Source organism: Roseivirga sp. UBA838 (assembly GCF_002296035.1).
Taxonomy (GTDB): Bacteria; Bacteroidota; Bacteroidia; order Cytophagales; family Cyclobacteriaceae; genus Roseivirga; species Roseivirga thermotolerans.
Genome location: NZ_DBHC01000033.1, coordinates 130,717 through 144,003, shown reverse-complemented (window position 1 = coordinate 144,003; position 13,287 = coordinate 130,717). Strand labels below are relative to the sequence as shown.

7 protein-coding genes and 1 tRNA gene are annotated in these 13,287 nt (G+C 41.4%); 3 read left to right on the top strand and 5 right to left on the bottom strand.

Going from position 1 to position 13,287, the window contains the following annotated elements; genetic code table 11:
• The 5 genes from B3O12_RS11760 to B3O12_RS11740 form a co-directional block, all read right to left on the bottom strand.
• Positions 1–4,599 (bottom strand): fibronectin type III domain-containing protein (locus tag B3O12_RS11760; RefSeq protein ID WP_286756419.1); only part of this gene is annotated, 4,599 nt, incomplete at its 3' end.
• Between the two features lie 20 nt (positions 4,600–4,619).
• Positions 4,620–5,117 (bottom strand): hypothetical protein, encoded by a 498-nt coding sequence (locus tag B3O12_RS11755; protein ID WP_286756417.1) that lies wholly within the window; start codon positions 5,115–5,117, stop codon positions 4,620–4,622.
• A 1-nt stretch (position 5,118) separates the two neighbouring features.
• Positions 5,119–8,478, bottom strand: a complete 3,360-nt coding sequence (locus B3O12_RS11750; protein ID WP_286756416.1) for an RHS repeat domain-containing protein — start codon at positions 8,476–8,478, stop codon at positions 5,119–5,121.
• Between the two features lie 74 nt (positions 8,479–8,552).
• Positions 8,553–9,683 carry a hypothetical protein gene (locus B3O12_RS11745; RefSeq protein ID WP_286756415.1) on the bottom strand — a complete coding sequence of 377 codons (1,131 nt, stop codon included), beginning with the start codon at positions 9,681–9,683 and terminating at the stop codon, positions 8,553–8,555.
• A gap of 714 nt (positions 9,684–10,397) precedes the next feature.
• Positions 10,398–10,470, bottom strand: a tRNA-Met gene (locus B3O12_RS11740).
• A 92-nt stretch (positions 10,471–10,562) separates the two neighbouring features.
• Here B3O12_RS11740 and era point away from each other — a divergent pair.
• From era to der, 3 genes are all read left to right on the top strand, one after another.
• The gene (era, locus tag B3O12_RS11735) at positions 10,563–11,450 is read left to right on the top strand and encodes a GTPase Era (RefSeq protein WP_286756414.1); all 888 of its coding nucleotides are present in this window, start codon (positions 10,563–10,565) and stop codon (positions 11,448–11,450) included.
• A 49-nt stretch (positions 11,451–11,499) separates the two neighbouring features.
• The gene (locus tag B3O12_RS11730; protein WP_286756413.1) at positions 11,500–11,670 is read left to right on the top strand and encodes a four helix bundle protein; all 171 of its coding nucleotides are present in this window, start codon (positions 11,500–11,502) and stop codon (positions 11,668–11,670) included.
• Between the two features lie 209 nt (positions 11,671–11,879).
• Complete coding sequence (gene der / locus B3O12_RS11725; protein WP_286747664.1) at positions 11,880–13,187, top strand: ribosome biogenesis GTPase Der; 1,308 nt, start codon at positions 11,880–11,882, stop codon at positions 13,185–13,187.
• Positions 13,188–13,287 lie beyond the last annotated feature (100 nt).

Below are 13,287 nucleotides of genomic sequence, written 5' to 3'. Positions count from 1 at the left end.
CCATGGTGTAATCACATCTCCTGTAGATACTTTCTTAAGGAGCACACGTTGGGATTTATCAGCAAACTCTATCACCTGATTACCTTCTTCATCAACGGTTATGTTTTTAAAGAGCTCTCCGGACAGATAATACTCTCCGGCCACACACACAGGGATATTCAGAACCATTTCATATAGCCTAACTTCTGAAGCCCCATTAGTGGCATAGTCCATACGCACCACCTTGTCGGTACCTAGCCCCTGTACCGGCTGCCAATCCACACCAGGAGCACCTTGCTTAACAGTCCTGTTCAAGGGAGAGTTCTCAAAAATTACTTCTGAATAAGGTGCATTGTCGTGAGCCACATTAGCTGCCGTTTGATAAAAGGTATATTGAGGACTAATAGAGTATGTAGAGGTATTACCAACAGCCGAATGCTGAAAAACACCTCCTCCATTAGCCACTGTATATGGTAGGTAATTTCTGTTTTGTCTACCATAAGCATCATAAGTTACAGGCTGCACCAGATGCGACTGATTGGGAGCAGACTCTACCGCAACAGTTTGTATTGGTCTTCCTAGTCCATCTACATACTGAATGCTGACTTCTCTATTAAAGACCGTTAGTGTATCTAATTGACTCTCATTCAATACATTATTTGTCAGCACTGTAGTAGCCATAACATAATTCTCATCGCCCGGATCAAAACCACTAGCTGTAGTAACTGTAACAGAGGGGCTTGTGCCGCTTTGCAACACGCCTGCTTTTGTAACCGTAACACTATAGTTACCTGATGAGGTAGCTGTATAGGTACTTCCACTACCCACAGTTACATTATCTTTCTTCCAATCATAGGTTTCATAAACCCCATCTGTATAGAGTATTACTTCCCCTCCGGCTCCTAGCACTGGGCTACCCATAAGCTGGATTATTGGGTTCGGTACTGTGGTGGCAGTAATAGGCGTAGAGTTAGGAGAAACAGCACTTTCACCTTCTGCCCTTACCCGATAATAATAGTTTTCTCCCGCACTAAGATCGTTCACCACAATGCTTGTCCCTAAAACTCTTCTATCATTATAATCAACCCGAATGTTCTCGAAATTAATATCACTGGCTACATCAATACGATAGGCAATGGCACCAGTTACTGGCTGCCAGTTGGCCTGAAAGCCACTGATAGTAGCATTAGTTTCCTCTTCAGCCAAAGGCGCACTAATAGCCGTTTCTACAGCCATTGTAAGTGAACTTTCAGAAAGTGCTGCAGAACCTTGAGACCTCACTCTAAAGTAATAGGTCTTTCCCGGACTAAGTCCAACAACTACCTTTTGCGTTGTCTCTTCTACCAACAGACTATCATAGTTTGTAAGCAGACTTGCAAAGTCAGTATGCTCAGATACATCTAACTGATAATCCAAAACACCATTAACCGCTGACCAATTGGCCTGAAACCCAGTGGTTGAAATATTGGTGGCAGCATTAACCATTGGCGGATAAATAGAGGTTGTCACGCTGATATGTTGAGAATGTCCAGACAAGTAGTCATCCCCTGCCGATCTCAACCGATAATAATAATTTTTGCCCGGATCCAAACCACTCACAGAATGGCTCTCGCCAGTTACTTGTAGATTATTATAGGCAGGCAGTATTTGCGTGAAGGTATCGTTTAAAGAAACGTCCAGGTAGTAGTTAGACACTCCTGCTACCAAAGACCAATTGGCTGTAAAAGTACTTTCAGTAACATTGGTGGCCGCACTAACTTGGGGAGGATCTATTGTTGTATTTGCAACAATATGGGTAGAACTGGCCGAAACAATACCCTTGGCACTCACTGCCCTAAGCCTATAGTAATAGTTTTTACCAGGAGCCAACCATTGAACTAAACCGCTCGTACCTGTTACTACCTTGTTATTATAGCCACTTACATAGGTGCTAAAACTACTGTTCGTGGAAACATCAAGACGATAGGATACCGCATAACTAGTTGCCAGCCAATTAGCCTGAAAGCTGGTATTAGTAGCTGAAGACTCTTCGCTCAGTGTTGGCGTGGTCATTAAAGTATTGGTAGTTATCTTATTGGAGTAGGCCGAAGTAACGGTAACACCTTTTGCCCGAATGCGATAATAATATACTTCTCCTGGGTTGAGACCAACTATATTATAGCTACTAGCGGCTCCGGAAATTTGAAAGTTTTCATAACTCCCTACAAAGCTCCCGAAATTAATATCTGTTGAAACATCGAGAAGGTATAGCGTAGCACCAGAAACGGAAGTCCAATTGGCCGTAAAAGAGTTAGTCCCCAAATTAGTGGCTGAAACCGCTGTTGGCGTTCCAATCGTGGTGTTGACTGTAATTACAGACGACTCTCCTGAGTTTGTAGTACCTCCAACGGAGGTAAGCCTGTAATAGTAAGTGGCTCCAGTAGTAAGCCCTGATATAGTACGTGATGTTCCACTGACACTTAGATTCTGATACCCTGCTAGATAACTACCAAAATTGGAATCAGTTGATACATCGAGCAGATAATTGGAAACCCCTGAAACGGAATTCCAATTAGCAATAAAAGAAGAATTGGTAATTGAAGTGGCGCTTGTTACTCCAGGGGGCTGAATAAGAGTATTCGCCAAAATGGCTGTAGAATTGCTGGAGCTGGCGTGAGCCCCATTAGCCCGAACCCGGTAATAGTAGTTTTTCCCCGCCTGAAGTCCGGTGATAGAAGTTCTATTGGTGCTACCTCCCGAAATTACTTTGTTGTTGTATCCAGTAACAAAAGAACTAAAGTTACTTTGCTCTGAAACGTCTAGTCCGTAGCTCAAAGCACCAGATACGGTAGACCAATTTATTTGAAAACCTGTGTTAGTCTTGGCGGTCTCTTCAAGAGTTACTGGGGCACTTATAACCGTGGTCACTTCAACCGAATTCGAATTGGAAGAGCTGACATTGTCTCCCTGAGAACGTACTCTGTAGTAGTACTTTCTTCCCGGAGTAAGCCCTGAAATACTTAGGTTTGTGGCATTGGTCACAAGTCTATTTTGATAACCCGATACGTAAGAGCTAAAGTCGCTACTGGTAGAAATATCTATTCTGTAGTTCGAAACCCCGGGAACTGATGTCCAGTTAGCCTGAAAAGATGTGGTAGAAACTGAAGTTCCAGAGCTTGCCGTTGGTGGCGTTATTGCTGTAGTAATGGCAACCACATTCGATTCAACAGAGGTATGACTTTCTCCTACTGCGACTAATTTATAGTAGTAGGTTTTGCCTGCATAAAGGCCATTGATGACGTGGTTCGTAGCGGCCCCTGGCACAGAAAAACCATTGCCCCCAGACACAAAGCTTCGAAAATCTGAAAACGCTGAAGCGTAGATTAGGTAGTTGACCGTTTCAGACACAGCATTCCAATTAGCCCTGAAAGAAGTGTTACTCACATTGCTGGCCGATGTAGCCACGGGTGGAGGCATAACTGTGTGGGCGGTAATAAAGCTTGAATAATCCGATACAGCATTAGGACCACTCGATTTTAATCGGTAATAATAGTTCTTCCCATGTAAAAGCCCTGAAACAGTATGCGAATTACCGGTTACAGGTTTCCCAGAGTAGTTGACTACCAAATTCTGGAGGTTGCTGTCAGAATAAACATACAGCAAGTATGTATTTACTCCAGCAGCCGATGACCAATTGGCTACAAATGAAGTAGCCGTGTTGCTAGTCTCTTCACTCAACACAGGTGGAGATATAGTGGTTAAGGCAGTTATAGTAGATGAGTTAGAGGTTGAGACACAGTTATTTGCTCTGCTTCGCACTCTATAAAAATAATTTGTTCCAGCAGACAACCCTGTTACGCTATGAGTAGTTGAAGTAACAACTTTGCCATCGTAACCGGACAAAATACTATTGAAATTTATATCGGTGGCAACATCTAGTTCATAGGAATCTGCTCCAGAGACACTGTTCCACCTCGCAGTAAATGAAGTAGGAGCATTATTGTTTTCTTCCAGAGCCGAGGGAGCCGGAGGTATCACATTGACGGTTATACTAATGCCGGTTGAATTAGAGCTCCACAAACCGGAGCTATTATCCCTTGCTCTTAAATAATATGTGCCATTGCTGGTGGCCGTATAGTCATTCGGATAACTGGTGTCAGTTCCTGTAGCATTAGTACCCTGCCAATACCATGTAATGCCGCTTGGAGGAGCGGTATGCGAAAGAGTTGAATAACCGCAGTAGTCCAAATTAGCAAGAGCCTGCACCGGAGGTGCCGAAGGTGGAGGAGTGTTAATAGTCACAAACAGATCCGGCACAAGGTGGGTATTGAAACTATTATCCGTTACAAAGGCATATACCCTTCCGGTACCCGTTTCATTCCACAAAACAGTAGCTGTAAGATTTACAGTTGATTGTACAGATCCTTTCACCGCATACCAGTCTATACTTTGAATATTGGAGCCATTCATTGTATAGGTATGAGAAGTATTCACATTAACACTTGTATTCCCCGTTATAGAATAATTACCCCCTCCCGGCCCCCCACCAGGACCTCCTTGAGCAAAAACAAATAGCACCTGAGTGAATAGAAGCATAAGGAAGTAAACTCCCCTATTAATGATTTTACCACTAGCCGTCATACTAAATTACTTATGTGAGTTTATTGTTTTAAAAGAACTAAATAGGGGAAAAGCATTGTACTGCTCCCTTTTCCAACAGCTTTAATTGATAGTTTTGATTCAGAGATCAACTCAATATTATATACTACCTCATCTCCTGACTCAAAGGCCATAATCAACTGCTTACCCTGCTTTTCTAATCTCCATGTTCCAGAAGTTCCTCCACCGCTAATCAAAGAAAGCCTGAATTTACCATCAAGCATAAACTGATAGACCCGTCCCTTATAATTAGATTCTATTCTTTCTTTCTGATCACTACTCATGGTCTCTAAAACAGACTTTTTCTGATTATCCATCTTAGCTTTGGACGCGGCATAATCAAGCTTCCATTTACCAACAAAATCATCTTCACTCCCCGGTCTTTTCTGAGATTGAGCAAGCCCTGAACTGATAGAGACAAACAGTATAAAAACAACCAAAGACGCTTTTAAGCATGACCTTAATCGTATTTGATGGTAATCATTTGGATATTGATTCATTTTATTGTCCTTTATAATGGTAGTTAAAAGCCTTAATTATATTTTGATCGGAATCTCTCACCAGCTTTAATCGACCAAAGCTGTCATATTCATAGAAAGTAGTAAGCCCATTGGGATCTGTTTGAGTGGTCATACCCACTCCTGGCCTATAAGTAATGGTTGTAACAAGGCAGTTTGGAAGGCTTCTAAGCTGACTTTCCTGGGCTGCGGAAAGGCCATTATTTCCAAGATCAAGGCCTATCAAGCCTTCAATCTGGGCATACGTTGCATTCTCTATTTTGGCCACCGGAAGGCTATTGTTATAGCCCCATATATAGACAATCATGATACCATCTTCTCGCGACACCTGAATCGGATTACCCACAGCATCGTAGCGATGGTATCTAACACGAGGCTCTAAAACACCCCCGCCCCTTGCAGTAGAAACATATCCTGGTAAATACCACTGAGAATCTTCTTCGGCAAAGCTTTTATAGTTAGTTCTAGTAACAGACACTTTAATACCATTTCTTTCTTGCTCCTGATGAATGGTAGCTGTAGTTATGTTTCTATCAATCATATTCTGAAGCACCACCTGATCTCCAGAATCAAATCCCTGAAGCTCAGGATAGTCATAGGGATAGTAAACCTTGGTTTCCAGTACATCTCCATTGCTTTCGGTTATTTGAGTACGGGAAACCTGAAATTTTTGCGTAGCCAGATCATCCCAGAAATTCTCTGTGGTAGTTTCTATATACTCATTAGGATTTGTTGTACTAAATTGGCGAGTTGTGGTTTTCATAAGATCCATTCTCCCCATATAAAGCCTGTAGTTCTTGAAAGTCCACGGTGTTATTGTACCATTATTGTCTGTCGGGTGACTTGGCATAACATATTGCTTAAAGCCCGTAACATAGTCGTAGTTTGGGCCGTTGTCTGCCACAGTAAGCCAAGGCACAACATTCCCTATCAATAATCCATTCAACTGAGGTATATTGTATGTAAAGGCATATTCGTTTTCTGTAACAGAAACTGTATCAAAACCACCGTCATTCCATTTGTAGATAACTTGTCTTTTGAGTCGTCCCCTTAAATAGTCCCTGTCGTCATTCTCAGCAAATGGAAAAGACTCAACCCTATCATCCGGTTCGCTGCCAAATATGAAAACACCCTCTCCCATTAACGGTTCTTCCAAATAAGCATCTCTAAAAACCGGAAATTCGTCTAGTGTTGTAAACTCAAATTCAGACTTACCCGTCACCTGTTCACTGCCATTAACCATAGTCACTTTTTTATATCCAACAAAAGCGCCCGATGTGGAGATAAGTGGGTAGGTGGAACTAAAGTTTCTTATCAGCCCATACAGATTCATTTCATATTTACTTCTTTCTCTTAGAAAAAAAACCGATGGAACAATAGTCTGTTGGGCATACTGAGGAATTGAAGCTACACGGCCAGTGGAAAGTCCGGTTAAGCCATTTTCCCGGTAATAAAAATTTCTTACAACATCATTAGCCTTAGAGACTCCGTCATGATCAATTATGCGCTTAACTCTTAGCCCACCAACCTTTTTCTCAGCCAGCAAGATTTCTTTCTCGTAACTTACCTCAAGTTGATCAGTTGAGTTTTGATAGGTACAACCTCCGTAATAGTTCAGTTTGACATAGTATCCGGTTCCTGGCTCCAGAAACACCTCCCCATAATGACTGTATAACCCTTGTTGGTACTCTAGGTTAATTGATTTGATAGGGTCAGGATTGCCAGTTTGGTATACATATGCGGCAACATCACAGGTTTGACCTACAAACCCCTTGAATGTTAAAACCGTGAAAGGTTCGTTGATAAGAACAACATCAAAAGTAGAACTATTACTTCCATCAACCGAAACGGTTAGTGGTGGTTGCCTCTCAATTTGATTAGGTAATAGATCATCTACTACCACATTGCCCTCCATTTCAAATTTAGTATAACCACCAGAGGGATAAACCACCTTAGTTAAAACTCCAGCCTTAGCGTACTCTTCATTGGCCTCTCTGTTGGCAGAACCCAAATTAACCAAATAAACTGTCCGTTCCGTCCCAATGGGTAAACCGGACAAATCCTGTATATATTTGAAGCGATAATTGGGTTCTGGAGAATTATTGGACAACTGCCCATTATAGAACCCCCAATGATCCTTTGCATAACTATATCTACTGGGTAACTTTTGGCTTAACTCATATTCAAACCTAAAGGGGGGCAGAGAAGCCGTAGAATCCGAATTCCATTCCTGTACCTCATCCAGCTTGAGTCTTTTGAAATAGTCACCAGCCATATACCCATTGAATTGTAGATTGGCCGGAGCCACATCTATAGGCGACACGCCATTTGCAGCATTATAGTCAAAGTAGCTGTAGTTCAGTGTAAATTGCTTAATGACGGCACCGTTGCCGTCAAAAATTTTAACCCCCTTAAGCCATCTGTCATTTAAATAATCTTGTCGTGTATTTTCAGACATCTGAAACTCTACCCTACCGGTAGGAAAAATAATTTCCTTAATTCTCTTTGCGGAAGTTGTATGGTAAGTAAAGCGCATATCCTGTGCTTCTTGAAAAAGAGTTGTATTCGGCTTGACGGATTGAGCTGAATAAGTAATATGCTTTAAGTCACTTAGTGTATTATAGTTAAAAGAGACCAATACGTTGTCATCTTGATCCCTAATAGAACTTATATACCATGAGGTAGTCGCGTTTGGAACATCAGCAGGTGTTTTGCCTTGACCTACACTTAAAGACCTTTCTTTTTGATCAAAAACATACTTAAAACCCGAAGTATCAGTAATTATAAAGGTATCAATCTCATTCAGACGACTATATTCAATACGAACATTGTCTTTAGACTTCAGTAATACATTACCTGCTTTATCAATGTAGAATGAACCAGACTTTCCGTTAATGTTGAAGTAAAAGGTATCAGGTTCTTTATCTTTCACACCATCAAGATACTTCTGCATCTGAACCTCATCATCTATATCAGGGATCGGAATGGTCAAATAGCCGTCTGCCTTTATAGTCTCATCATCCGGCAAATCGCGAATCGATCGTGACACTGCAAAAGTGGCATTCAATGACCACCCTAACCCTACCCAAGGAGCAATACTTTCTACGTTTATACCTTGAAAACCAGAATAACTCAATCCTACAGGCAATTGAATTCCCCTTGCAGAAATGGTGTAGAGTGGTACTGAAAAATTCGGCTGACCTGAATAATAACTTACATCCGTATTACCATATCTTACCATAGATATTGCCTCTGGTGAAGGCGGAATGACTTCTGGCATGTCCTGGCCAAAAGCATTAATCGCAAATACACTAAGACACAAAAAGGAAAGTATATTTCTCATAAGTGGTTATTTATTGTAAATTCTGTAAGTCGTTTTATTGATTATGCTTCGTGTTAAAACTACCCCACAGCACATCATCTTTTATCTTTATTAACTTTTATTTCCAGTTCAAGAATCCTCGTTTCAAGGTCTTTAACCAAGGCTAATTCTTTTTCAATCTCAATGATATACAAACTCAACTCCTCTATTTTCTCCAGTAGCTTCCGTTGAATAAGCCCCAAGTCCTGACCATCCGCCTCCACCTCTTCAGCTGTAGGCATTTTGGGTAAGTGGCCATGTTCTTTAATGTAAGCAGCGAGCTGTTCTATACTCAAGAGTTCGTATCCTTCCTTAAACACATAATCCGGAAACGTACCCGGGGTGGCGGTAACTCTTACTTTAGAAGCTTCAATATCTCCTTGTACCATGAGATCACCTCCTGCATTAACCCCTCCCTCATAGTCTATTTTTAAACTACCATTACCCAGATTGACCTGCCCATTAATACCGTCAACAATCAGAGCATTAAAACCATTTGTTTGCTGCTTCAGAATAAAATTCGCACCATTCAACTCACCCAATCTCCATATTCTACTTGCCGTGTATTCAATAAAAGGGTCGACACCATTAACAGGAAGGCTAGTACTTGGAGGAGTAAAGTTGGATATATCCCAGGATGTCGGTGAAGTGTGAATAACGATCTGGTTGTCATAAGTAATTGTATCCACCCTACTCCTTAAGTAAGTAATTCGAACAGTGTAGTTCGAATAGTTCCGGACATCTATATAGACGGGGTAAGATAAATTCTCATAACCAGACCTAAACGTGTTGGTGCCGGAAGAGGGTCCAACTGAAACCATAGCATTGTGGTATTTCCCTGTCGATTCGACCAAATAGACGGCCGGAGACGTATTTTGATTTCCCTGTAAATGACTGATCTCTACAAAATACTTTTCATATCCACTTCCATAATATTGATGAAAGAGCTCAACAATCATTGAGCCACCATACTGCCAATGATGAGAATTGGTAACTACGGTAGCCACTTCGTACCGCTTAGCTTGACTCTCGTCCGCAGTCAACCCACTGATTACACTTACCTTAATTGGGTCTTGGTCAATATGGGTTTGGGAGCGAGTAGTTAGAGATGTTAATAGAAACAAGACACTGACCCCTATCTTCACCAATAGGGTACTAGAGTAAAAATCCAATCTCAAAAAAGTCATGTGTTTATTGTGGTTGAGAAATGCTAACCTAATGAATCTCCATAAAATATCAAACCTGTTTATTGTTTAGCCATTGTAATTAGTAATGATAAAGACTTAATCAATTAAATAAGAAGGTATATACATATTCAATAGTTCAATTATAAATTATTAAATCCATATTCATATATCAACTATGCATTACAGTTACGCCTGCAAAACAGTTATACAACCAAAGGTATCAACCAGAAGAATTGGCTCTGTTTAACGAGTTGCTTACGAGAGAGCTGCGGCAGGTTCAGAAAGACAGAAAAAATATCTGAAAGAGATCTGTAAGGAACTATTGATCTAAACCAAGAGATAGTACGAAGCGGAATACATGGTGTTTGGTGGACATGTCAAGCAGGAAGTCTTGGAGAGGAGCAAATCCAGGCGCATAAGAGAAATCGAACTACTGAACCACTAAGCCAAGAAAAGGGGTTGACGAACAGAATGATACCTGGGTGAAGTGACACCTACCTAGTACTCAAAAACATCGACTCTCTAAGAGATATGGATTTGGACACGAAGACATAGCTTACCCGTTCCATATTCCTAAAAAACCAACGTTTGATGAAAAAGGATATCGAACTACAACAGTCAACCCACTGATCACCGCCTTAATGGCTGGAAACCCTGATTTCATCAACCAAAAGGCACAAAAAAAGGACACCAATTTCTTAGTGTCCTATTCAGTAGCGGGAGCAGGACTCGAACCTGCGACCTTTGGGTTATGAGCCCAACGAGCTACCAACTGCTCCATCCCGCGATATAAACATCTTCAGACGATTTCTGAAGTGGGCTACAAAGGTATATGACATTTCCATTCTAAACAAGTACCTTTGACCATTAATTTTAACAATGTCTAACAAACCACATAAAGCCGGGTTCATCAGTATTATCGGAAAACCCAATGTTGGCAAATCAACATTAATGAATGCCCTTGTGGGCGAACGACTTAGCATTATTACCTCTAAGGCGCAAACCACCAGACACAGAATTATGGGCATTTTGAGTGGAGATGATTTTCAGGTAATTTATTCGGATACTCCGGGAATTCTTAAGCCGGAATATAAACTGCACGAAACCATGATGAGCTTTGTAAACAGCTCGTTTGAAGATGCCGATGTACTGCTGTTTGTAACAGACCTCTACGAAAAATACGATGGCGAAAGGCAACTGGACTTCTTAAAAGAACTGGACATTCCTAAAATTTTGGTCATGAACAAGGTAGATCTGGCCAAAGGGTCTCAGGCTGAAGACAAAATGGCCTACTGGAAAGAAATGTACGATTTCGATGCCGAGATAATGGTATCTGCACTAGAAGGGCTCAACGTAGAAAGCCTTTTCCAGATGATCATTGAGTTACTTCCAGAGCACCCCGCCTATTTCCCCAAAGAAGAGCTCACAGACAAACCCGAGCGTTTCTTTGTAAATGAAATCATAAGGGAAAAAATTTTCCTCAACTACAAAAAGGAAATTCCCTACAGCTGCGAGGTGGTAACTCACTCTTTTAAGGAAGATGAAAAGATCATTAGAATAATGTCAGACATCTACGTAGAAAGAAAAAGTCAGAAAGGCATTGTAATTGGCCACAAGGGGGAAGCCATAAAAAAAGTTGGTATACAAGCACGAGAAGAATTGGAGAAGTTCTTCGGAAAACAAGTGCATTTAGAGACCTTTGTGAAAGTTGAGCAAGACTGGAGAAAGAAAGAACAGAAACTCAAGGGATTCGGGTATAGCAATTAAGAATTACGAATTTTCAATCAAGGGAATTCGGAGACTACGAATACACACAATGAAGAGAGATAATATTGTTCAAGAGAAGTCTTATGCGTTTGCATTAGAAATCTTGAGAATAGCAAAAAACCTAAGAGCTGAGTCTACAGATCGAGTTTTGATTAATCAATTAGTGCGATCTGTAGTTCCCGTTGGGGCTAATGTAGAAGAAGCTATTGGAGCTCAATAAGACAAGGATTTTTGCATAGAATTAGCATTTCCTTTCAGGAAGCGAGAGAAACAAAGTAATGGATCTCATGGCTAAGAGGCATAGAAGAATTTGGAGTTTCAAAAGCAGAAAGCCTCCTGGAGAAATGTGAAGAACTATTAAGAATTTTAGGCAGTATTCAGGTAAAACTGAAATCTCGCAATTCTTAATTCGTAATTGAAAACAGAGAGATGGCAAATATAATCGCGATAGTGGGCCGCCCCAATGTGGGTAAATCAACTTTCTTTAACCGACTGGTGGAGAAAAGGCAGGCCATTATGGACAATGAAAGTGGCGTAACCCGTGACAGACACTATGGCTATGGCCAGTGGATCGGCAAGCATTTTACAGTAATTGATACCGGTGGGTATGTTACCGGCTCAGACGATGTTTTCGAAGGAGCTATTCGCGAGCAGGTAGTAGAAGCTATGAATGAAGCTTCGGTTATCCTGTTTATGGTAGATTGTCATGATGGGCTTACCGGGTTGGATAAAGATTTTGCCAAAGTAGTGCGTGGGCTGGAAAAGCCTATCTATATAGTAGCCAACAAGGCCGACACCCAGGAATGGTCCTTTCAGTCGCATGAATTTTATGCTTTAGGCATCGGAGAGGTATTCCCTATATCGGCTGCCAACGGTTCGGGAACGGGTGAATTACTCGATGAGGTGGTGAAGCACTTTGAAGACGAAGGCATAGACAACCCTGAGGCCGATGTACCCCGAATTGCCATTCTGGGCCGTCCGAATGCCGGCAAGTCATCGTTTGTCAATGCCTTGCTTGGCAAAGAGCGGACTATTGTAACCGATGTTGCCGGTACCACGCGCGACTCCATCAACACCCGCTATAAACTGTTCGGAAAAGACTTTATTCTTACCGATACGGCCGGAATCAGAAAAAAATCCAAAGTACACGAAGACATTGAGTTTTACTCCGTAATGAGGGCTCTGCAAGCCTTACAAGATTCCGATGTTTGTGTGGTAATGGTAGATGCCACCCGTGGCCTGGAATCTCAGGATGTCAACATCATTAGCCTTGCCCTAAAGTATAAGAAAGGCATTATGCTTATGATTAATAAGTGGGACCTGATTGAAAAGGAAACCAACACCATGAACAAGTTTGTGGCTGAAATAGACGAAAAGCTAGGCCAAAACACATGGATACCTAAAATCTTTACTTCAGTAACCGAAAAGAAACGCATTTTTCAGGCCATAGAACTGGCGGTTAAGGTCTTTGAAAACCGACAAAGAAAGGTAAGCACCTCACAACTCAATGATGCAATTCTGCCGGAAATTGAGCGATACCCTCCACCGGCCATTAAGGGCAAATACGTGAAGATTAAATACATCACTCAGTTGCCAACCCACACTCCAACCATTGCATTTTTCTGCAATTTACCGCAGTACATTAAAGCTCCTTACGAAGCCTATCTGGAAAATAAAATCCGAGAACACTTCGATTTTGAGGGAGTACCGATAAAGCTGGTATTCAGAAAGAAATAAGTTGGAGTGCCAATCTATTGAAGGTTTTGCTCTAAACACAAAGAAGAATACTATTGCTGTTGAGTGCCATTTGGAGATATAGCCGCGAATTACGGTTTTA